Here is a 22,913-nt window from a genome sequence, read left to right as displayed (position 1 = left end):
TTTTTGTTTGCAAACCTTGGTACCGTTTCTGGAATTTACGCCATCTTTGCAAATTCATCTTTCATCAAGCTGGTTTAGCATGTCTTCATTCAACTTTAAAACACTCAGACGTTATCTGCCCGACGGTTTTATCACCGGCATCTTGTCGATGATTATACTCGCTTGGCTTATTCCTGGCATTGGCGGAGAAGGCAGCGTTGTTGAACTGAAAGTGGTGATCAAGTACGGCATTGCATTACTTTTCTTTTTTTACGGTTTACGCCTAAGCCCGGATAAACTGGTGACCGACCTGAGCAATTGGCGACTCCACCTGATGATTCAAACGATTACTTTTTTGGTATTTCCGTTGGTGGTGCTGCTTTTCCGTCCGTTGCTGAAAGGCACCGAAAATGAAATTCTGTGGCTGGCAGTTTTCTTCCTGGCCGCCCTGCCTTCCACCGTTTCGTCTTCGGTGGTGATGGTTTCCATTGCAGAGGGCAACTTGCCCAGCGCCATTTTCAATGCCAGCATCTCGGGCGTAATCGGCATTTTGATAACCCCCACCTGGATGGGCATTTTCATGGAAAAGCATCAGGAAACCTTTGCTTTCGGCGAAGTGTTGCGCGATCTGGTCATGCAAATCCTCATCCCGTTTTGTGCCGGATTGCTGCTACACCGTTTTTGGGGGCAGTGGGCCAATCGCAACCGTCGCTACATCAGCTTATTCGACAAGTCGGTTATTCTGTCTATTGTTTACCGTAGTTTCAGCGATTCGTTTCTGAAAGGCATTTTCAGCAGTATCAAGCTAACCGAATTGTTGCTTTTATCGGCTAGCGTATTGACTTTGTTTTTTTTCATTTTTGAAGGGACCAAACTGTTGACCCGACTGATGCGTTTTAACCGCGAAGACCGCATTACCGTATTGTTTTGCAGCTCCAAAAAATCGTTGATACATGGCTCGGTGATGGTGGGTGTGTTGTTTGCCGGATCAACCTTGGGCAGCTTATTTTTGGTACCGGTAATGATTTATCACGCTTTCCAGCTCTTCTATATCAGCATTGTGGCACGCCGCTACCACCGGGAAATGCTTACCTCAACAAGATAGAGAAATAACTTCAACTCGAATGTTCAGAAAGCTCCTGAAAAGTAAGTTTGTGTAAAATTCACACGTAAAGGGAGGTGGAAACCAGCTTGGTTTTCTACGACAGCTTATTTTTACGGTCAGGTTTTAATATTACGAAAGAGATTGGTATGCTGAAACGGTTTATGATTTCGAGGGACAACAAGTTTTTCGTCGCGCAAATTACCTTGCTGCTGGCCATGCTGACAGCCATTTCGCCTTTTGCCACCGATACCTATATTCCGGCTTTGCCCACGATGGCCAAATATTTTGGTCAGCCCATCAATATGCTCGAGATTTCACTGACGGTGTATTTTGCCGGAGTAGCTGTCGGCCAGTTTTTGGGAGGCCCGTTTTCCGATTCCTTTGGTCGTAAAAAGGTAGCGCTAACAGGCCTGTTTCTGTTCAGCATGTCAAGTTTGCTGGCGGTTTTTGTGCCCGATGTACGATTGCTTTGGGTACTGCGCTTCACGCAAGCCATTGGTGGTGGCTGTGCCTCGGTAGTCAATATGGCATTTGTGCGTGACTGGTTTGAGGGCAAACAGGTGGCCCGCCTTTCATCGCTCATTAGTATGATTATGATGATGGCCCCGCTGGCAGCGCCGGTTATCGGGTCGTTTTTGCTGTTGAGTTTTGGCTGGCAGTCGATCTTTATTTTTATGTTTTCGGTTTCGCTGCTGGCCTTTATCCTCTTTTATATGTTGATGCCCGAATCGCGTGGCCGTGAATTCATTACCAACCTGGTGACGGTTCCGCAGTTCACAAAATCGTACGTCCGGGTTTTCAGCTCGCCCAAAGCCGTTTTTCTGGTACTGGCCAACAGTTTTGCCGTAGCCGGCATGTTTACCTTTTTAACCGGGGCTTCGTTCCTGTATATTGATTTTTTTAAGGTGAAGGTAAGCCACTTTCCGATCTTTTTCGGAGCCAATATTCTCCTGAACGTGGCGCTTACTTTCATCAACTTCAGGTTAGTAAAAACCATCCATCCTGCCAAACTACTGCATGTCGGATTGTTATTGCAACTGGCTTCCGGCTTGCTGCTGTTTTATGCCGTCAGGCAGGACATTCCCAACTTGTGGATAGTTTTCAGCCTGATCGTCTTGTTTGTAGGTAGCCTGGGATTGGTTTTCTCCAATGTTGTCGCGCTCATTCTCAACCAGTTTCCCGAAATTTCGGGTTCGGCCAACGCTGTGATCGGCGTGGTGCGCTTTGCCCTGAGCGGGGCCGTGGGGTCTTTGTTGGCTTTATTTCACACCGGCACCCCCATTCCTATGGGAACAATCATGTTTGGTTGCACCATGCTGGCGTACCTGCTGTTTATCGCTTCAAAAATGACTTCAGAATAGCATTTCAACCCAGATAACGAGAACCAACAACGCAGTTAGCGGAATAAAAAAGCTAACTTCCCAGCAGGTAATCTTTTGGCTGAGAAGTTAGCATTGATTTAATCTTTAATCAGCTTGTAACGAGCCAATTAATAGCCCGGGTTTTGATAAGCCTCTTTTTCTGCTTCGGTCATTTCCATGGCATCAATCTGGCTTTGCGGAATGGGGCGCAGGTAGTGATATGGTTGAATACTGCGCGTAACGGTTTGCGCATTATGGTCGCCCTTGGTACTTGAAGCGATGGTGTAAGTAGAAGCCAGTTCAGTCCACTTTTGGGTACGTACCAAATCGAACCAGCGGAAACCTTCGCCGTAATATTCGCGTGAGCTTTCTGCCAAAATAAAGTCTATATCAATAGTAGCAGGCGTTGCAGCCATCATGGCTGCGCTGTTGTCCTCAATTCTCTCCACATTATTAAACCTGTCGAATTTCCATTTTCCGGCACGGGCCCGAATGACATTGATTAGTTCCCTTGCGCTTTTACCGGCTTTTGTGGTTGCACCCTTCACAGCTGCTTCGGCTGCAACGAAGTAGAATTCGGAGAATTTGGCAATATTAAACGGACGGGTAACCGCGGCATTAGGCTGTCCCAGTGTTCCGGCGTTATCGGTGCGGTAGGTACTCATCTTCCAGGTCCCGGGATATACTACCCGACTGATTCCGCTTGGCGCGATCACATAATCAGCTCTTCCGGGCAACGTTCCCCCACCAACATTACTTGGGCCTGCTCCGGTAGGATACGTAATAGACGTGGCTGGTTCTTCGGGCAGGAACGTAAGTATCGGATCGCCCGGATAAACCTTCAAGCCGTTTGCACCATAGTAGAACTCGGTATTGTCTCCACTTACCGGCCAGTTACCACGGTAAACAGTTACAAACGAAGCGTCGAACCTGGAATCCTCCGTTTTATTGGCAAACGTGTTTACAAAAGCTTCAATGGTCGGGCACATACGTGTCCACGGACGCCCCAGATCCTGAACGGCTTCGCGTAAAACGGTGCTTTTTGAACCGGTGCCGTCAGGGTTAGTCGCGCTTCTGATTTCGGTATAATTCCAGGTCATCATCCAAGCGGCAAAATTGTCCGCGCTACCGCCACTGCCATACGTCAAGCTTGCTCCGTTATATTTTTCGCTTGTTTCGGTATGATCGGCGTATAACAACATTTCCTGGTTACGTTCGTTTCCTCCCACATGTAATTCGTAAAATGTGGGCATTAAGCCGTAAGGGCCAGGATTATCAATAGCGGTGGTAGCCACGTCGTAAGCCTGTTGAAAGTACCACTGGGCGTCATGTCCGTCCGGGTCAGTGCGGGAAGTTTCCGGATAGGTAGGAATGTTATTTGGATTTTCCAGCCACCAGGCGTAGGTCAGGTAAGCTTTTGCCAAAAACAAGCGTGCAGCGGTTTTGGTGGCGGTACCTGTATAACGTCCAACCTCGGGCAAATCGTCAACCGCGATCAACAGATCAGGAAATATACATTTAGTGTAAACTTCGGGAACCGTATTACGTACCGACACCCTCACCGGAGAAGTATTGAACTTCAGTTCGCCTGCACCCAAATCCAAAGGCACCCCGCCGAAAACCTGCACTAACTGAAAATAGTCGAAGGCACGGAAAAACCGGGCTTCGGCAATCAAGGATGCTTCGAGGCCAACTGCTTCGGCATTTTCAATAATCCCCGAAGCCGTGTTGATTGCCGGAAACGCGTTGTCCCACAAAGTACCGGCACCCCCGGTATCAGTAGAAGTAATATTCCCCTGGCCGCTGATGTCCATCACTTTGAAGTTTCCATCCGCACTCTGGGCATAAGTTGCTTCGTCGGTACCGGTTACGCCTGCGTTATAATAATAAGCATTACCGTATATGTAGCGCAGGTGTGCATACAACGCTGTTAAACCGCCGTTGACACCCTTTTCGGTTTTGAAGTATCCGGGCTCAAACAGACTGCGGGGTTGTTCGTCCAAAATATCAGAGCACGATACCAGGAACACCGTCAGCATGAATGTTCCCACTATAGTTTTTATATTTATATGTTTCATAATTTCCCTTTTTTTAGAATGTCAAATTAACTCCAATTACATAGTTGCGGGTTGAAGGCGAGTTAAAACCTACCGTCAGGATACGGCTATTGTAACCACCATAAGCAACGTTTTGGTCGCCGCGTGAGTTGGTATCAATATCCAGTCCCATTTCCTTGTGGTAATCTGAGAACATCACAAACGGGTTCCGCACACTTAAGTACATGCGCATATTGACCCCCGAGCTTTTAAGCAACGATCGGTTAAAGTCATACCCAAGAGAGATATTCCGCACCTTCAGGAATGAACCATTGAAGTACGCGAGGGTAGAGGCATACTTTGGATTATCTCCGCTTAACACACCAGCCGGATTAGGATACTTGGCGCCGGTGTTCTCGGGTGTCCAGTAGTCCACATTTATGTTCCCCCGGCGTCCGGTCATCAAGTTAAGGTAGCTGTTTGGTCCGTTGAGGGTACTGACAAGGATACCGCCGCTTTGGAAGCTACCGATAAGGCTCAGGTCAAATCCTTTGTACGATACACGGGTGTTGAAGCCTCCCTGAAAATCGGGATCCACTTCCAGTATTTGCCGGTCATCAGGTCCAATTTGTCTGGTTGGTGTGCCATCCTCGTTATAGTCGCCGGTGTATTTTACCTTGATCATACCCACGTTGCCTCCCGGCTCCAGGATATCCCGGTACGGATCCCCTTCTTGCCATAGGCCTACCCGCTCGTGGTCGTATATCGAGTTGATGCTGTAGCCAACAAACCAACCGTTGCCTTCATCCCTTTCCTGACCCGATGCAAGGGCTACCAATTCGTTTTTGTTTGTATAGAAGTTAATGCCTGCCTCCCATGTCCATCCGTTTACATCATCCAGAATTGTTCCGTTGAGCGAAATTTCGAAACCTTTGTTCCGGGTTTCACCGATATTAGCGGTATAACTGCTTACCCCCGAAGTTCGCGGCAAGCCAAGTCCCAGCAGGATGTCCTTCGTGTTGGTTACATAATACTCCATCGAACCGGACAGGCGATTTTTCAGAATAGAGAAATCCAACCCAAAGTTCCATGTTTCGGAGTACTCCCAGCCTAAATCCGGGTTTGGTAACTGGGTAACGTAATACCCAGTAGCATAGGTAGCATCGCCAAAATTATAATCTCTGGAACTTAACTGACCTAACGTACTGTAAGGAGCAACAGCCTGGTTGGAGGTTTGTCCGTAACCAACACGCAGTTTCAGCCGGTCTATCTGGGTGATATCCTGCATAAACGATTCGTTTTTTATGTTCCACCCGGCCGACACAGCAGGGTAAGTATGCCATTTATGTCCTTCGGCCAACCTTGACGAGGCATCGGTACGGACGGTAGCCGAAAGCATATATTTATCGCCATATTCGTACATCACACGCCCCATGTAAGAAATCAGGCCTGATTGGGTGTAGCCTCCATTGGCTGGGTTGGTAGCGGTGACTTCACCAAGAGAATTGCTCAGGCTATAATATTGGAAAGCTTCTGCCGGGATACCTTTTGCATTGGTACCTGAATTGAAACTTGTGTTTTCCTCGGCAGAGTACAAGGCGACAACATTCACCCGGTGTTTGTCGGCAAAAATGCGGTCGTAGGTCAGCAGGTTATCAATCATCCAGTGATAAGTGTGATAGTTACTGATAGAAGCTGTTGATTCCGTAGTCGGGGTGCTGCTGTTAATACCCTCTGCGGTATAGTTGCCGTTGTTTGCCTGCGTAAAGTTCAAGCCCAGTGTAGCGCGATACTTCAAGCCCTCAATCCAAGGAATTTTCGCTTCCCCGTACACCGAGTTGTAGGTTGCATATCCCCGGTTGTGTTGCAACCACTCATCTTCTAACCCTTCCAGGACATCCCTGGTAATGACAAATTGGTTATCCAACGGCATTTGTACGGTCCTTTTCCATGTGCCGTCTTCGTTATACGGGTCGGCTATCGGCGACATGCTCAATACCCCGTACAAACCAACCTGGTTTCCTTCCGTAAAGTTATAATTGCTGTTTGAGTTTAAGCCGAAACGGAAATATTCACCAACTTCCTGCTCAACCGACGCGCGTAAATTATATCGGGTGTATTTGTTGGTAGGAATGACACCCTGGTCCTGCAAGTATCCCAGGCCAAAACTATAGCTGCCATTGGTAGTACCTCCGGAAAGGTTGACATTATGGTCCGCCTGATAACCGTTTCTGAAAAACAAATCCTGCCAATCGGTATTGATATTATCGAATTCATCCGGGCCGTTTGAGAACTGACCTCTTGCCGCACGCAGAGCAATAAATTCCGGCCCGTTCATCATCGGGTATTTGGCAAAGATCTTATTAAAGCTTTGGCGGCCATTGTAGGTAATTTTTGCCTTTTGCCCTTTTTGTCCTTTGTTGGTTGTTACCATTATAACGCCGTTGGCGCCGCGCGAACCGTAAATGGCAGTTGCCGAGGCATCCTTCAGGATATCAAGAGTTTTGATGTCGTTCGGGTTGATGTCGCTGATAGAACCAACGAAAGGCACCCCGTCAAGCACCACCAGCGGATCGTTGCTGGCCGTGAGAGAGCGCGTACCACGAACGCGGATCTGCATGGAAGCGCCTGGTCTGGACGACGTTTGTGCAAACTCAACCCCGGCCATACGTCCTTGCAAGGCCTGCGTGATATTACCTGATGGCATTTCGCGCAATTCCTCACCGCCCACCGAGGCAACTGAACCGGTCACCGCTTCTCTGCGTTGTACACCATATCCAATGGCAACAACTTCTTCGAGGCCAATTGTTTGCTCCTGCAAAACGACGCTAATCTGGCTTCTACCGCTCACGGCGATTTCCTGGGGTTCCATGCCTACAAAAGAAAATTGCAGGGTAGCGTCCGCCGGTATTCCGGACAAGGTATAGGTCCCGTCAAAAGTTGTAATGGTTCCGTTTGTAGTCCCCTTGACAAGCACGGTAACTCCGGGCAAGGGCAGTCCTGCCGCATCGGTAACCGTGCCCGAAACGGTTTGTTGCTGCTGGGTTTTGTCGAATGACCACTTCATGTCATTCTTGGAAATGATGACCGAATTATCGACAATTTTGTAGGATACATCCACTGACCCGAGTATTTGGTCCAGGATTTCTTCTACACTGGCATCGGTCACCTGGATGTCAACTTTTCGGTTTACGTCAAAATCGTCGTTACTGTAAAAGAACTGAAGATCACTCCTGCTTTTAAGTTCATTCAGCACCGCCTTTATGGATACATCCTTGTATTGGAAACTGAATTTACTTTGTTGAGAATACGTATTGGCAGAGGCCGCCAACATGCTCACCAAAAACAAAAAGATTGTTAATTTCATAGTCAACAATAGTTTGGTTGCGTAATACCTCATCCGCTCGGGCGGATAAATCACATTTTTTTTCATAGGTTTGTATTTGAGTGTTAAACTTGCTAATACCCGTTCTGCTAAAACTGGTATTAGATATTATTTAAGCCGGAGTATGTGACCAGCATGCTCCGGCTTTCTTTTATTTTTCTTTCACAAGGACATAATCCTGGTTAAATTCAAATTTTATCTTATTGATTTCCTCGATAATGTTCAATGTATATTCCAGCGATCTTTCTTTGTTGATTACGCCGGAAAACCGAAAGGACTTAATCCGTTCATCCTGAAAAGAAATTTTCACTTCGTACCAGCGCTCAAGTTGCTGTGCAAGGCTGTGAAGGGTTTCGTTGTTGAAATAGATTTTCCCGCCTTTCCAAGAGGTGTATTCTTCGGTGTTAACCCTGTTTCTAACCAAATTTCCAGAGCTTTTCTCGAAAAGCACCAATTCTCCCGGATTCATCATCACCGACTGCTGGTTGGAACTAAATTGAACTTCTCCTTCGATCAGAACAGTTTCTATTTTCATGTCATTTCTATACGCTTTGACGTTGAACTGAGTTCCAAAGACCTTAACCTGCGCATCTCCGGCATGAACAATAAAGGGAATTTTCTCATTTTTTGTGACGTTAAAGAGCGCTTCTCCTTCCAGGATAACTTCCCGGTTATCGTTATTAAAGGACTGCTTATACGTTAAGGTCGATCCGGCATTAAGCCAAACGTTTGTGCCATCGAATAGGGTTACATTCGTTATCTGCCCGTTGGGAGCGGAGATACTGGCAAATTGGTCATCCAACTTCTGCCGCGAATTTATAGACCAAAAGGCGCTTCCGGTAATTAAAAGTGAGAGTAAAAAGATAGCGGCATATTTTGAAAATTCTATCCAGCGTGTATGGGATGAATATAGGTTCCCTTTTATTTCAGTCCAGGCATCATCCGGAGATTTCAGTTTCATGACTAAACCAACTTTTTCCCGGGCATTAAAAATCCGGTGTGCAGCCTTCAAGTCTTTCTCGCTTTCTGCATCCATGTGAGCCCCTTCCGGCTCAGTGGCCTCTCCGTGCAAAACAGATGCCCATGTTTCCCATTTATCTTGCCCCATTTTCAAAGTGTTTTCATTTATGACACCGGAATGATGGACAAGGGTGAAGCCAATTTTGGATTTTTTTGAAAAAAGTACCCCGAAATGCTCCCGAATGGGGCAAATCAATCTGTATTATTTGAATAATCGTCTGAATGACAAGGCAAAAAGATTTATAAAATAATTTCTTAACCGTTCCCTAAGGATTTTATAGGCAATCCCCATTTGTGTTTTGATGGTATTTTTAGAGAGGTTTAATGTTGACGCAATTTGATCGTAAGTGAGGTGATCGTTATAGGCCAAAAGGAATATTTTTTTACACTGATTGGGCAGCGCGTCAATAGATGAGGCAATTTGTACGGCCAGCTCTTCTTCCGAAAATGCTTCATCGGGATCCTCATTCAGGTTGGTAAGAAGGTTACTGTCAGGCAAATCATCAAAATGTTTTCCCCGGTGCAGATAATTGATGCTCCGGTTTTTTACCGCATGGAGCAAATAATTCTTTAAGTTTTTCTGAATTTTTAAGTCGGCCCTTTTCTGCCACAAGTGGAGAAAAGTCTCCTGGACAATGTCCTCTGCTTCTTGTTCGTTTCTAACATACCGCAAAGCAACCAGACACGATAGATGGTAATTCCTCTTAAAAAACGCCTCAAATGAAGATCTGTTTTCCAGACTTTGATGGATATATTTTGAAACAGCCATAAGAGTTGTTCAATTTAAGCAATAATATGAATTTTTATCTGAAAAAAGAAATTCTATTCTGTTCTGTTTTGTACCCGCATAAAGAAATCAGTTTATCTCGATTTCCTTGGTAATAAATGAAACGGAATGAAACAAGAGGATGCGGCCCCGTTTTCCTCTCCCCAGAGTTTTTATACTTTTGTACGCATCTGAAAACGACAAACAAACATGGCAAAAATAAATTGGAAACCTGGTACGATGGTTTATCCGCTACCGGCCGTCCTGGTCAGCTGCGGCGAAACCCCCGACGAATACAACCTGATTACTATCGCATGGACAGGCACCATTTGCAGCGATCCGCCCATGTGCTACATTTCAGTGCGGCCTTCGCGCCACTCGTACGAGATTATTAAACGTACGGGCGAGTACGTGATCAACCTCACCACCGAGGAACTGGCACGCGCTACCGACTGGTGCGGGGTGCGCTCGGGGGCCAACTACGATAAATGGAAAGAGATGGGAATCACCCCGGCCCCGGCCAGCGTGGTGAAAGCGCCGATTGTAGCCGAGGCGCCTATCAGCATTGAGTGTAAAGTGAAGGAAATCGTGGAGTTGGGAACGCACCACATGTTCATTTCGGAGGTGGTAAACGTGATAGCCGACGACCGCTATATCGACCCCGAAACCGGCGCTTTCAGCCTGAAAAAAGCCGACCCGATTTGTTACTCGCACGGACACTATTTCAAGGTAGGCGATCCGATCGGAAAGTTTGGCTGGTCGGTGGAGAAGAAGAAACGAAAACCCAAGAAATAATCGCTGCTCAACCTGGCTACTTTCCAGCGATCCATCAGAGCGAAAGTCCATTATTTGAACAAAACTGTAAGTTTTTTGTAATCATATCTTCACACAACTACTTATTTTGAAGATTACTGAAAACTTAAAACATTAGCAATGAGAATATGTTTCGGCGCCATTGGCGCCCTTTTATTGATGATCATGATGACGAACACGCAAGCAGAAACCAAGAAGAATCCGCTTTTGGAACCCTTCGGCACCGTTCACCAAACGGCCCCTTTCAACCGGATAAAGAATGAGCATTATCTTCCCGCCTTCGAGGCAGCTATCCGCGAAGCGAAGGCCGAAATACAGGCGGTAATTGATAATCCGCAAGTGCCCACTTTTGAAAATACCATCGAGGCGATGGAGCATAGTGGAAAACGATTGGGCATCATCCGCAAAATCTTTTTCAACCTAAATTCGGCCGAAACCAGCGATGAGATGCAGCAAATTGCCCAGCAGGTTGCCCCGATGTTGTCGGAGTTCAGCAACGACATTTCGCTGAACGAAGAACTTTTTGCCCGGGTGAAAGCCGTTTATAACCAGCGCGAAGGGTTACAACTTTCGCCCGAACAGCAAACCCTGCTCGAAAACACCTACCAGGGATTTGTGCGCAACGGGGCCAACCTGGGCGAAACAGAAAAGGTTCGATACCGCGAGATTACCTCCGAACTGAGCAAGCTAGGATTACAGTTTCAGCAAAATGTGCTGGCCGAAACCAACGCGTTTGAACTGCACATCATCAAAGAAGCCGACTTGTCCGGATTGCCCGAATTTGCCCGCGAAGCAGCCGCCCTCACCGCCAAGCAAAAAAACAAGGAAGGCTGGATCTTCACCTTGCAGTATCCCAGCTACGTTCCGTTTATGAAATATGCCGATAACCGCGAACTGCGGGAGCAGATGTTCCGGGCATTCAGCAACAAAGGCAACCAGGGCAATGAGTACGACAACAAAGCCATCATCAAAAAACTGGTGGACCTGAACCTGGAAAAAGCCAACATGCTGGGCTACTCAAACCATGCCGCCTTCAAACTTACCCGCCGCATGGCCGAAACGCCCGAAAAAGTGGAAGCCTTTCTGAAAGAATTGCACGCGGCATCGCGCCCTTTTGCCGAAAGCGAATTTAACGAAGTGCAGCAGTTTGCCAACGAAAACGGCTTCGAGGGGAAAATTCAGCGATGGGATTGGAGCTACTATTCCGAAAAACTGAAAAATGCCCGTTACGGTTTTAACGAGGAAGAGGTTAAGCCTTATTTCAAACTAGAAAATGTAATTGACGGCGTGTTTGACCTGGCGCGGGAACTTTACGGTTTGCAGCTCCGCGAAAATAACCACATTCAGGTGTATCACCCGGAATTGAGACCGTACGAAGTGTATAACGAAAACGGCGATTTTATTTCGGTGCTGTACCTCGACTTTTTTCCGCGCGACGGGAAACGCTCGGGCGCCTGGATGACCGATTTTCATGACCAGTACATGGAAAACGGACGGAACGTTCGGCCGCATGTCAGCATTGTATGTAATTTTACCAAACCAACCGAAACCCGGCCATCGCTGATTACTTTTGAAGAGGTGACTACCTTTTTGCATGAATTTGGCCATGCGCTGCACGGCATGCTGAGCCAATGTCAATACGGGAGCACCTCGGGAACCAGCGTGTTCTGGGATTTCGTAGAGCTGCCCTCGCAAATACACGAGAACTGGGCTTACGAAAAGGAGTGGCTCGACCGCTTTGCCGTTCATTACGAAACCAGCGAAAGACTGCCCGAAGAGCTGATCCAAAAACTGGTAGCTGCGAAGAATTTCCAAGCTGGTTATTTTTCCGAGCGCCAGCTCAGTTTCGGCATGCTCGACCTGGCCTACTACACTCAGGAAAAGCCGATTGACGAACCTGTCAGCAACTTTGAAACCAAAGCGCTTGCCCCTACCGAATTGTTCGACCCCGTGGAAGGTTCACTGATGAGCACCTCGTTTTCGCACATTTTTGCCGGTGGCTATGATGCCGGTTACTATAGTTACAAATGGGCCGAAGTGCTGGATGCCGATGCCTTCTCGGTATTTAAGAAGCACGGCATTTTTGACCGCGCCACCGCCGATGCCTTTCGTACCAACATCCTCGAAAAGGGGGGCAGCGAGCACCCGATGGAACTTTACATCCGTTTTCGCGGGCAGAAACCAACCGTGGATGCCCTGCTGGAACGGAGCGGTTTGAAAAATTAATTAAGAAACTGACCGATAACGGAAAGCCTGGGACAACCTGTTTCAGGCTTTCGTCTTTCATAATCCATTAGGAAAAGCGGGGCAATAAAAAAGGTTGCCGGGAATAGCAACCTTTGGGAAAAACTTTTAGGGGAAGGGAAGTACTGAATTTAAGCCAACTCATTTTAGACGAAAAATAACCGGCTTAATTCTTCGGCGATGTCTGTCTGACAATCATTTTAATTGACTGGTTGAAAGTACGGTCATTATTTCAACGTAAAATTATGGCTTGTTTATAAAAGTGTCATTGAATTGTTAAGTGCGGCGAACGATGTTACCTCAGGATTAAAATAGTAAGCATAAAATTACTATCTTTTATTTGTCAAAATCGTTCACACAAAATGTCTATTCACCATGAAAGAACCTGCCAGTCAAATCTTTCATCATTTTCTGGAGCTGCTTTTCCCGCGGATTTGTGTGGTTTGCGGCTGTAAGTTGATTCGCGACGAGCGGCACTTTTGCCTGTCGTGTCTGCTGCATATGCCACGCACCAATCACCACCGCCATCCAGATAACAGCATGGAGCAACTTTTTTACGGACGCGTACCCATTGAGCGTGCCTGCGCCTACTTCGAATTTCGAAAAGGCAGCAACTACCAAAAAATACTGCACCAGCTGAAATACCGTGGTTTGAAGGAAATCGGTGAATTAATGGGTGAACGCTTTGGATGCGAACTGCAGCAGGCAGGCGAATTTGCGGATATCGACCTGATTTGTCCGGTGCCCCTTCACCCGAAAAAGGAACGCAAACGGGGCTACAACCAAAGTTACCACATCGCACTTGGCCTTTCAAAAGCATTCCAAGTACCGGTGGATACAACCAACCTAAAGCGGGTTGTTTTTACGGCTACCCAAACCCGAAAGTCGCGCTTTGAACGCTGGCAAAACGTGGACGGCATTTTTGAAGTGGCCGATCCGTCGGTTTTTGAAGACAAACATATCATCTTAGTCGATGATGTGGTGACAACCGGTTCTACCCTGGAAGCCTGTGCCCATGCGATTCACAAAAGCTGCCAGGCCAAGGTCAGCATCCTCACTTTGGCCATTGCCTAAAAAAACTAATTTTGATCAATTATTCGTTACAGTAACAGCTTGCGGGAGCCCCTCGCCACGGTAAACAGTCGATCCGCGGGAAGTGGGCATCACCGCAAAAAAGCCCAGCGCCCCGTTGCTGATGTTTCCTTTCAGGTTGGCAGCAGGTCCGCTGAAAAGCGGGATCTTCTCATTCACCTCCTGTTGCAAGGCATTAATAAATTCGTAGTATTCTTTGGTGATTCCCGCCATTTCGAGGGTAACCATATCCCCAGGATTCACAATTTCTCCCTTTTCCTCGTCAAAATACTGGACAATTGGCCCATCAATCTTGTTCCCGTTAAAGAATTTATCATCGGTTGTCCAGTAGTTATCGATGGTATCCGTGTATAACACCCCGTTTTTATATACCTTAAACAGGTAATAATCGGTGGTTTCGCCCGGCTCAAGGGCATAAAGTTTCACTTCCCAGCCATCCCACCGACTGTTATAAATTACCGTGATGTGTTCAACCGGAACTGTGTTTTTCATCTCCGTTTCGGCAGAATAGGTTTCGGCAATACCATCGTCGTTTACATCTACATCTTCAATGGTCAGCCGGTAAGTAAAACCCGGAATGCCGGCAAAATCTTCCGGAGTAAGATAAACTCCGGGTTGAGTAATATCTTCAGTTAGCTGTGTAGTGTTTGTTCCATCGCTGATCCGGACAGTAGCCCCTGCAACAACCGGGCCTTCCTGGTTATAAAAATATGGTACCGACCTCGAAAGGTACAAGGCATGGGCCTTACGTTCGTTGGTAATTTCGGCAAAAACAACCAGCTTGGGTTCACCGGCCTCTTTCAGGTCAATTTCAACCCGTTCGGTACAGGCCGAAAATAGGGCGGCTAAAACAGCAGGGAAAAAGTATTTTAAATATTTCATGGTCATCAGAATTTGAAGTTGTACGTAACTGAAGGCACAATGGGGAACAGATATGTTTTCTCAGCGTAAGTTTCGCGCGGATCTTCCTCATCTTGTTTGAAGTTGAGCACCCAGGTGTTTTTCCGGTTGTACACGTTGTAGGCCGAGAAAACCCACTCGCCGCTCCAGGGCCGGTTTCGTTTGTTGCGCCCGCGAAGGGTGAGCGAAAGGTCGAGCCGGTGATAATCGTCGTAACGGGCGCCATTACGTTCGGAGTAAAGAGGGATGATGGTTCCGTTGATTTCATAGCGCTGAACCGGCAGGGTAACCGGTTGGCCGGATGCATATAGCCAGTTGGCCGAGAAGGAAACACGCCTACTTAGGTCGTAATTCAGCACGGAACTGATATCGTGCGGTTTATCAAAAGGTGCCACGTACGTTTTCCCCTCGTTAATCCCAGGGACAGTCCGTTCAGCTCGCGACAAGGTATAACCCAGCCAGCCGGTCAGGCGGCCTTCAGTTTTTTTCAGCAAAAATTCAACCCCATATGCCTTGGAATTACCTACACGCACCTCTCCTTCCATCTGCTTGTTGAGTAGCAATTCGGCATGGTCGGCAAAGTCGATTGTGTTGCGCATGTCTTTGTAGTACGCTTCCACCGAAGCCTGGAAAACATCATTCCCAAAATTCCGGAAATAGCCCATGGCATACTGGTCGGCCACCTGGGGTTTGATGTTCGGGCTGGCCGGGAACCAAACATCGAGCGGGCTGCCCGCCGTAGAATTGGAAGCCTGCTGAATGTACTGGCGTGAGCGGTTGTAGTTGAACTTTACAGACGCGTGTTCTGACAACATCAGGTTAAGACCAATCCGAGGCTCTAATCCAAAATAGCTTTTGTAAATATCGCCTGCTGCAAATGTCGTAGAATCGGTCAACTCAAAATTGTCATCAAAATGATAAACCGTGGCCTCGCCCATATTTTGGAACAACGATGCCCGAACACCATATTTCACTACTAATTTCTCGCCTATTTTTAGTTGGTGCGACACGTACCCCGCATGTTCCAGCGACTGGTTTTTTTCAACCGTATATTCCGAAAAAACAGTTTGACTACCAATACCTTTGGCCGAACCGGGGTTGAAACCGTGGTAAAAACTTTGTAATCCGAATTGAAGCGAATGTTCGGGTTGAATGAAATAGCTGAAGTCTGCTTTCAGACCCACATCCTGCAAGTCCGATTCCCACAGCCACGACTCGGGGCGGTCGTCCGACGTTCCCAGTTCATAATCATAGCGGCTCCAAACGGTGGTCAGGTTCATAAAAAGTTTCGGGCTGAAGATGTGGTTCCAGCGAACAGTGAAGGTTTGGTTGCCAAATCCCATCCTGAAATCGGGGCTTTTCATCACGTCGCGCCCCAGGTAGCCGCTCACAAACAGGCGGTTGTTTTCGTTGAACCGGTGACTGAACTTCATGTTGGCATCGTAAAAATAAAGCTTGCTGTCCTTCACATCCTCATCACCCGAGAGCGGTAAAAACAAGTCGAGGTAGGTTCTTCTTCCGGAAAAAAGAAAGGTTGTGCGGTCTTTAACAATGGGGCCTTCCAGCGTCAGACGACTGGAGATGCTTCCGATTCCGCCAGCCCCGGTAATTTTTTTTGAATTGCCATCTTTCATGCGCACATCGAGCAACGACGAGAGGCGGCCCCCGTATTGGGCCGGAACGTCGCCTTTGTACAGCTTGAGGTCGTTTACCGCATCGTTGTTAAATACCGAGAAGAAGCCCATCAGGTGCGAAGCGTTGTAAACAGTGGCTTCGTCGAGCAGGATCAGGTTCTGGTCGGGGGTGCCGCCACGTACGCTAAATCCTGAGCCTCCTTCGCTGGTCGTTTGCACGCCGGGCAACAACTGGATCGCCTTAATCAAATCCACCTCACCCATCAGCGCCGGTATCGATTTAATCACTTTGGGTTGAAGTTTCTCCACGCCCATCTCTACCCGGGTGATGTTCTTGTTTTTCTTTTCGGCAGCGATTACTACCTCCTGAAGCTTTTTGCTTTCCGGTGTCAGTTCAATTTCAAGCACCGTATTTTCAGTCAGGTCAATTTTCTTTTCAACCACCTGATAACCGATAAATGAATACGAAAGCGTGTAGGATCCCGGCAACAGTGAGATGGAATAAAAACCATATTCGTTACTTGCAGTGCCCACTCCTTGCTCCTCAACAAAAAGGGTAGCGCCAATCAGGGTTTCACCGTTTTCAGCATCTTTGATATGGCCGCTGATGATCTTTCGCTCCGATCTGCCATCCTCGCCGGGCGAAGCAAACGTAATTCCGGCCGAGCTTTGGCAGAAAGCCAGTAAGAAAAGTAGTTTTCTGAACATTGTTGTGTGCTGATTGGTTGATATTTGCCTTTGGGCCATATCTATTTGTAAAATAATTATCCCCCGAAATATTCATCACTAGGAAGTATTCCGCAGATAAGATTCATGGCCTTTTTCGGAATGCAATCTTACAAATTTTTGATTTCATGATGATTACAAACAAAATCAATTTGTCTGAAAATCGGCAAGAGGAAGTTAACCTGAGGTAAACAAACTCTCTGAGCCGGTAACTATTTCCCGAAACGATAATACAATCCGGAGGTGATCACCTTATTGTACTGGTCGTCCCACCAGTACCAAAGCACATCGCCGTTCAAATCACGGATCGGCATAAAAGAATAGGCCAGCCGCAAATCGAACGAAAGCCGGTCGGCGATTTCGTAGCGGGCGCCCAGCAGTGCCTGAAAGTCGAACTCATTGAACGGATGCCGGTCTTCTTCGGGGAACAGACCGTAATTGTTGTACTCGCCGCTGCTGACCAGGTAACCGGCCGAAAGCCCGACGATAACGGAAAGGGTTTCGTTGGTGCGAAAACCCAGATAAACCGGCAAATCAACGTAACCGAGGCGCATGATGTATTTTTCCAATTCCGGTTCATCTTTATCTGGGCTTTTGCGACTGCCCTTTTGAGCATATTTCATTTCCATGGCCGCGAACACGGTGCGAGAGAGGTTGGTTTGCACAAAAAGTCCGGCCACAAAGCCAGGCTTATGGTAGCCTTTCGTGAAATCGCCCTCTACCTGCGAGGCATTCAGGCCAGCCAGCATACCGGCATCGAAACGCTGGGCGCTCACGGCCAAAACCGCCAGCAACAAACAGGTTATGCCAACAAGTTTTTTCATGGCTGCAACAGCATTTTCTTTAGTTTGTCCACGCCAGCCCCGGCCTTTTCTTCAATAAAAACCACACCGTCCCGGTACACAGGCGGTCGCTCCGGATCGATCACATACACGGGCACATCGTCGTGCGTGTAATGCAGCAGGCCCGCAGCCGGATAAACATTCAGCGAAGTTCCCACCACGACAAAAATGTCTGCTTGTTCAACCAGCTCAATGGCCTCGTCCATCGCCGGTACGGCCTCGCCAAACCACACGATGTGCGGACGGAGCTGGCTCCCTTTTTCGCACGTGTCGCCCAGTTTTAGCTCCCAGCCGTCCAGTTCATACACCAAATTCGGATTGGCCGTGCTGCGTACCTTTTTCAGTTCGCCATGAAGGTGAAGTACCTTGTTGCTGCCCGCCCGTTCGTGCAGGTCGTCCACGTTCTGGGTTATGATGTGTACATCGAAATACTTTTCCAGTTCGGCCAACCCGCGATGTCCGGCATTCGGCTCACATTCGTACAATTGCCTGCGCCGGTCGTTGTAGAACCGATTTACCAATTCGGGATTTCGGGCCCAGGCTTCGGGCGTGGCCACATCCATTACATCATATTCTTCCCACAGTCCACCCATATCCCGAAAAGTACGCAATCCGCTTTCCTGGCTCACCCCGGCGCCAGTCAAAACTACCAGCTTCTTCATTGTTTCGATTTTTTCAATAAAGATAAAAAACCTTTGGCTGAATTGGGATGATTAAAGCAAGGCACTTAAAAATGCTGTGGTCGCTTAGGGGTTTTCTGCCTAAAAAATGAACCGTTCGTGAAAAAGCCTGCTTTTTTCGGGTAAAGCAAACTCAGATGATGGCCTTTTCGTAAATTTGGGGCATGAGGCAATCATTAAATATCGGATTTGATGCCAAACGGGCTTTCCTGAACTCCACCGGATTGGGCAGTTACAGCAGAAATACCATCCGATCGCTGGCAAAATATTATCCGGGGAACGGTTATTTTTTGTTTACACCCGAAAGAAATGAGCAGCTTTTCTCTCCACCATCAAATGCAGCACTGATTGTCCCCGAAAGTGTGTGGTGGAGCCGGGTGAGACCACTGTGGCGAAGATATAAAGTAACCGAGCTGGCCCAAAAGTCAGGCCTGGATATTTTTCACGGACTGAGCCACGAACTCCCGTTTGGCATCGAAAAAACAGGAATCAAAACTGTTGTTACCATGCACGACTTGATTTTCCTGAGGTTTCCGAACCAATTCCGGGCTATCGACCGGGCCATTTATTTTCGCAAGTGCAAACATGCCAGCCATATTGCCGACCGGATTATTGCCATCAGCCAGCAAACCAAGCAGGATCTGATCCATTACTTTAAGGTACCTGAGACGAAAATTGACGTTGTTTATCAGTCGGTCAATCCCATATTTTTTCAGAAAAGCACGCCCGAAGAACTTGATCAAACCCGGAACCGATACCATTTGCCGGATCGTTTCCTGCTTGCCCCGGGGACCATTGAAGCACGTAAGAACCTTGGCTGTACGCTTCGGGCACTTGACCAGGGAGACATCCCGGTATCGCTGGTTGTTGCCGGAAAACCTACCCGGTACATGAAGTCACTGCGACCCTTGATCAGGAAGTTGGGAAACCGGGTAATTTTTTTGCACAACCTTACCGACGCGGAATTGAGCCACTTGTATCAGTTGGCGGAAGCCACCGTTTATCCGTCCTTTTTTGAGGGATTTGGACTGCCGGTGGCCGAAGCTCAGGCCTGTGGTTGTCCGGTAATTACTTCGAACATCAGCAGTTTGCCCGAGGTCGGCGGCGAGGCAGCGCTTTACATCAACCCGGCCTATCCGGAAGAAATTGCTGCGGCTATCCGAAGAATTCTGGAAGATCCGTCATCAAAAAATGAGATGAAAGAAAAAGGACGGCAAAATGCCGAACGTTTCCAGGCAAAAACTTATGCTCAAACATTATTAAATATCTATCAAAACGTACATCATGCATGACGATATCAAAAATGCGCTTGAAGTATTGAAAAACGGAGGGGTCATTTTGTACCCCACCGACACGGTTTGGGGACTGGGCTGCGACGCCACCAACGAAGCCGCGGTAAAACGGGTTTTTGAAATAAAGAGACGGGCCGGTTCGAAAAGTATGTTGGTGTTGATGGAGAATGTCAATTTGCTGGACCGTTATGTGGTTGAAGTTCCTGAAATTGCCTACAGCCTGATAGAAGTAACCGATAAGCCGATGACCATTATTTATCCGGAGGCCAAAAATCTGGCTAAAAACCTGGTGGCCGAAGATGGAAGTATTGGCATCCGTATCACTGAAGAAAATTTTACCCGTCAGTTAATTCAGCGTTTCAAAAAGCCGATCGTATCAACATCGGCCAACATTTGCGGGGAAGCCTCGCCGGCCACTTTTGCCGACATTAGCGATGAATTAAAAGCCGCAGTAGATTATGTGGTAACTTACCGGCAGGAAGACCCAACCCCGGGCACCCCGTCCAGCATCATCAAACTGGGCGTTGGCGGCGAAATTCAGATACTGAGGGAGTAAAAGAAAAACCGGAAAGCCTGACGTGAAAATTCAAAGCTTTCCGGTTTTTTATTTCCAACCTCAATCAAGTTAGTATTGGATGACTCTGCCCGATCCAACCACCGACTGGTCAATTTGCGGGTTTCCCTTATATTTCACATCGCCCGATCCGGCCACGCGTACATTTAAAACGCGATCGGCATGTACATAAGCGCTTCCCGATCCCGCAATCCGCACATTCACATCATCGCAAGCAAAGTCTGCCCCCTTGTAATTTCCCGAACCGGATATAGCCACACTGAGGTCTTCGGTTTTTCCGCTTCCGGCCAGTTCCACATCGCCACTGCCGGAAATTGCTACTTTCAGGCGTTCGGCTTTCAGGTCATTCAGCAAAATGTCGCCGCTTCCGCTCACAGCCAGGTTCAGAATACGCGAGTTGATTTCACCGTCATTAATAATGTCCCCTGAGCCGGAAACAGACAGCCCGTCAATTTCAGGAACTGTGATAAAAATCTCAATCTTGCCGGTTTCAAAATCCTTCCACAAGTAATTCTTGCTTTTGAATCGGATGATCAATTCACGGCCTTTCACTTCGGTAATGATTTCGTCGAGTGTGGATTGTTTGGCAACAATTTCGACAGATTGTTTACTTCCCTGTTCCAGGTAAAGTTTGCCCGGGATCCGGAGCGAAATTTCGGAGAAAGCAGCTACTTCACGTATTTCCTCAGCGGCTTGGACAGACTGAAAGCCAATGAAAAAAGCAATCAGCGTTAGGACGGTTGTTAATTTTGTCTTCATCTGTTTTTGTTTTATTGTTTTCTGTATGAAAAATTAGACTTCACTCATTTGCTAAAGACAAGCTAATTCAACAAACGTTGCACGGGAAAAGAAATTATTCCTACAAATCGAAAATGCCATCCGGGCATTGAAGTTCAATTTCACGTTTTTCGTCGTCAAAACGAACCAAGAAGTCTTCGTTGAAAGGGATAAGCACTTCTTGTCCGTTGTAGGTAACCTGAAAAATGAGATTCCCGGCGTAGTCGTCCACCTGTTCAATTGTGCCTATAATTCCGCGTTTGCTGTCAAATAGCCGGTAGCCCACCAGCATATGCAGGTGCAGTTCTTCCTCGTCGTCAAGCCAATCCTCCTTTTTCATATAAACAGCACATCCGCAAATCTGCCGGGCCTGATTTTCGTCGTCCACCCAATCAAATTGCAGCAGGGCTGCTTCGCCCGAACGAAAGCGAAGGCCGTCGGGCTTCAGAAAGTAAGGGACCAGCAGTCCGTCAATTTCCAGGAAAAGGGGCGGTTCTTCTTCCAAACTGGATTCGAACTCCAGCTCAAAATTCAACACAACTTCCCCTTTTATGCCGTGGGGTTTTTGCAGATAGCCAATTTTCAGGCAATCGGTTTTAGGTATGGTTTCCATGAAAACAAAATTAAAAAAAGCTGCCGTAATTCATTACAGCACGTAGCAGATTCCAAAACTCAGTATCTGTGAAGGTTCAACTGTTAGCTGTTTACCACAGCCATAATGCGGTCAACTGCATCGGTTACCTGTTCAGGTGTCGTCATGCCAAGGGTCATGGCGTGTACATTTCCGCTTCGGATGGCAAATTTGATCGATTCTTCCCGCTGGCGGGGATCAGCCCATTGCCCGGCGCCAAAAATCTTCATCCCGATCACCCCCTTGCCGTTTTCGTTGGCCGTTTTCAGCAAGTCCATTACTTGCTCCGGGGTGCCGTCCATCACCTTTTGTCCAGGATTGATGCGGGCCAAAATTACATCGACCCACGGATCTTCCACGGCCACCTTCATCGCCTCGAAATTGTGGCACGAAACGCCCACGGTTTTTACGATGCCATTTTGCTTGGCCGCGTTCAGCTCTTCGCGCATGCTGGCTTTGGTTTCTACCCAGTTGCCGCTGGTCATACAATGCAACAGCACCAGATCGAGATAATCTGTATTCAATTCTTTGCGGAAACGATCGAGCGTTTCCGGAATTGGAGCCACCGTGTTCCACGAGTTATTCTCGGTCCATATTTTGGTCATGATCTGACATTTCTCGCGTGAAACTTCCTTCAGAAAACGCGACACGAAGTGATGTGTGCCATACGAATCGGCCGTGTCGATAAAAGTAACGCCCCGTTCGTGAGCTGTGCGGGCAATTTTCAGGAAATTGTCAAAGCCCATGCGGGTAAAATCCGATTGATGGGCATGTCCATTGGTGCCGGTGCCCAAAGCCAGCCGAGAAACAAGTAGGCCTGTTTTACCGAGCTGTACCTGATCGATTTCGGCAGGCGGCAGGTACGAAAAACCTGAAAAAGCATAACCTACCGAAGCCGCAGAAACACCGGCCAGACTGGTTTTTACAAATTCCCTTCGTGTAAATTTCTTCATAGTTGTTGGGTTTTTGGTATTAAAAACGGGAAAGGCCCCTTTTGATGATCAGGCCACTTTATGCTGATTTTCATAGCCGATAGCAAATTAGTAACTATATCTA

At 47.6% G+C, this 22,913-nt stretch carries 18 protein-coding genes; 7 read left to right on the top strand and 11 right to left on the bottom strand.

Annotated features, from left to right (window positions below; translation table 11 throughout):
- Positions 1–79 precede the first annotated feature (79 nt).
- Positions 80–1,084: a bile acid:sodium symporter family protein gene (locus N2K84_RS02340; protein WP_282590158.1), complete on the top strand. Its 1,005-nt coding sequence runs from the start codon at positions 80–82 to the stop codon at positions 1,082–1,084.
- 146 nt (positions 1,085–1,230) lie between these two features.
- Complete coding sequence (locus tag N2K84_RS02335) at positions 1,231–2,445, top strand: multidrug effflux MFS transporter (protein WP_282590157.1); 1,215 nt, start codon at positions 1,231–1,233, stop codon at positions 2,443–2,445.
- A gap of 128 nt (positions 2,446–2,573) precedes the next feature.
- On the opposite strand, the gene N2K84_RS02330 is transcribed toward N2K84_RS02335, so the two are convergent.
- The 4 genes from N2K84_RS02330 to N2K84_RS02315 form a co-directional block, all read right to left on the bottom strand.
- Complete coding sequence (locus tag N2K84_RS02330; RefSeq protein WP_282590156.1) at positions 2,574–4,523, bottom strand: RagB/SusD family nutrient uptake outer membrane protein; 1,950 nt, start codon at positions 4,521–4,523, stop codon at positions 2,574–2,576.
- 13 nt (positions 4,524–4,536) lie between these two features.
- On the bottom strand, positions 4,537–7,914 hold the full coding sequence (locus N2K84_RS02325) for a TonB-dependent receptor (protein ID WP_282590155.1): 3,378 nt from the start codon (positions 7,912–7,914) through the stop codon (positions 4,537–4,539).
- Positions 7,915–8,017: 103 nt separating this feature from the next.
- Positions 8,018–8,974, bottom strand: coding sequence for a FecR family protein (locus N2K84_RS02320; protein ID WP_282590154.1), 957 nt, complete (start codon positions 8,972–8,974; stop codon positions 8,018–8,020).
- A gap of 114 nt (positions 8,975–9,088) precedes the next feature.
- Entirely contained in the window at positions 9,089–9,655 is a 567-nt protein-coding gene (locus N2K84_RS02315) for an RNA polymerase sigma-70 factor (protein WP_282590153.1), read from the bottom strand.
- A gap of 207 nt (positions 9,656–9,862) precedes the next feature.
- Between N2K84_RS02315 and N2K84_RS02310 the strand changes: the two genes are divergently transcribed.
- From N2K84_RS02310 to N2K84_RS02300, 3 genes are all read left to right on the top strand, one after another.
- Positions 9,863–10,447 (top strand): flavin reductase family protein, encoded by a 585-nt coding sequence (locus N2K84_RS02310; RefSeq protein WP_282590152.1) that lies wholly within the window; start codon positions 9,863–9,865, stop codon positions 10,445–10,447.
- A gap of 138 nt (positions 10,448–10,585) precedes the next feature.
- Positions 10,586–12,691 (top strand): M3 family metallopeptidase, encoded by a 2,106-nt coding sequence (locus N2K84_RS02305; RefSeq protein ID WP_282590151.1) that lies wholly within the window; start codon positions 10,586–10,588, stop codon positions 12,689–12,691.
- Positions 12,692–13,084: 393 nt separating this feature from the next.
- Positions 13,085–13,783: a ComF family protein gene (locus N2K84_RS02300; RefSeq protein ID WP_282590150.1), complete on the top strand. Its 699-nt coding sequence runs from the start codon at positions 13,085–13,087 to the stop codon at positions 13,781–13,783.
- Positions 13,784–13,798: 15 nt separating this feature from the next.
- Here the strand turns inward: N2K84_RS02300 and N2K84_RS02295 are convergent, their stop codons facing one another.
- From N2K84_RS02295 to N2K84_RS02280, 4 genes are all read right to left on the bottom strand, one after another.
- Entirely contained in the window at positions 13,799–14,683 is an 885-nt protein-coding gene (locus N2K84_RS02295; protein ID WP_282590149.1) for a DUF4249 domain-containing protein, read from the bottom strand.
- A 5-nt stretch (positions 14,684–14,688) separates the two neighbouring features.
- The gene (locus tag N2K84_RS02290; protein WP_282590148.1) at positions 14,689–17,043 is read right to left on the bottom strand and encodes a TonB-dependent receptor; all 2,355 of its coding nucleotides are present in this window, start codon (positions 17,041–17,043) and stop codon (positions 14,689–14,691) included.
- 230 nt (positions 17,044–17,273) lie between these two features.
- Positions 17,274–17,885 carry a porin family protein gene (locus tag N2K84_RS02285; RefSeq protein WP_282590147.1) on the bottom strand — a complete coding sequence of 204 codons (612 nt, stop codon included), beginning with the start codon at positions 17,883–17,885 and terminating at the stop codon, positions 17,274–17,276.
- Positions 17,882–18,565 (bottom strand): SIR2 family NAD-dependent protein deacylase, encoded by a 684-nt coding sequence (locus tag N2K84_RS02280; RefSeq protein ID WP_282590146.1) that lies wholly within the window; start codon positions 18,563–18,565, stop codon positions 17,882–17,884. The genes N2K84_RS02285 and N2K84_RS02280 overlap by 4 nt, the downstream gene beginning before the upstream one ends.
- A gap of 182 nt (positions 18,566–18,747) precedes the next feature.
- On the opposite strand from N2K84_RS02280, the gene N2K84_RS02275 reads away from it, so the two are divergent.
- A complete protein-coding gene (locus tag N2K84_RS02275) occupies positions 18,748–19,875 on the top strand; it encodes a glycosyltransferase family 4 protein (protein ID WP_282590145.1) in 1,128 nt (375 codons plus the stop codon).
- A complete protein-coding gene (locus N2K84_RS02270) occupies positions 19,868–20,431 on the top strand; it encodes an L-threonylcarbamoyladenylate synthase (protein WP_282590144.1) in 564 nt (187 codons plus the stop codon). Before N2K84_RS02275 ends, N2K84_RS02270 begins: the two co-directional genes overlap by 8 nt.
- A gap of 69 nt (positions 20,432–20,500) precedes the next feature.
- On the opposite strand, the gene N2K84_RS02265 is transcribed toward N2K84_RS02270, so the two are convergent.
- From N2K84_RS02265 to N2K84_RS02255, 3 genes are all read right to left on the bottom strand, one after another.
- Entirely contained in the window at positions 20,501–21,208 is a 708-nt protein-coding gene (locus N2K84_RS02265; protein WP_282590143.1) for a head GIN domain-containing protein, read from the bottom strand.
- A gap of 100 nt (positions 21,209–21,308) precedes the next feature.
- A complete protein-coding gene (gene rimM / locus N2K84_RS02260) occupies positions 21,309–21,839 on the bottom strand; it encodes a ribosome maturation factor RimM (protein ID WP_282590142.1) in 531 nt (176 codons plus the stop codon).
- Between the two features lie 83 nt (positions 21,840–21,922).
- Positions 21,923–22,810, bottom strand: coding sequence for an aldo/keto reductase (locus tag N2K84_RS02255; RefSeq protein WP_282590141.1), 888 nt, complete (start codon positions 22,808–22,810; stop codon positions 21,923–21,925).
- Positions 22,811–22,913 lie beyond the last annotated feature (103 nt).

Origin of the sequence: Gaoshiqia sediminis (genome assembly GCF_025907915.1) — a bacterium.
GTDB classification, from domain to species: Bacteria; Bacteroidota; Bacteroidia; order Bacteroidales; family Prolixibacteraceae; genus Gaoshiqia; species Gaoshiqia sediminis.
Note: the sequence above shows the minus strand (reverse complement) of the source record. Positions and strands in the feature narration are given on the sequence as shown.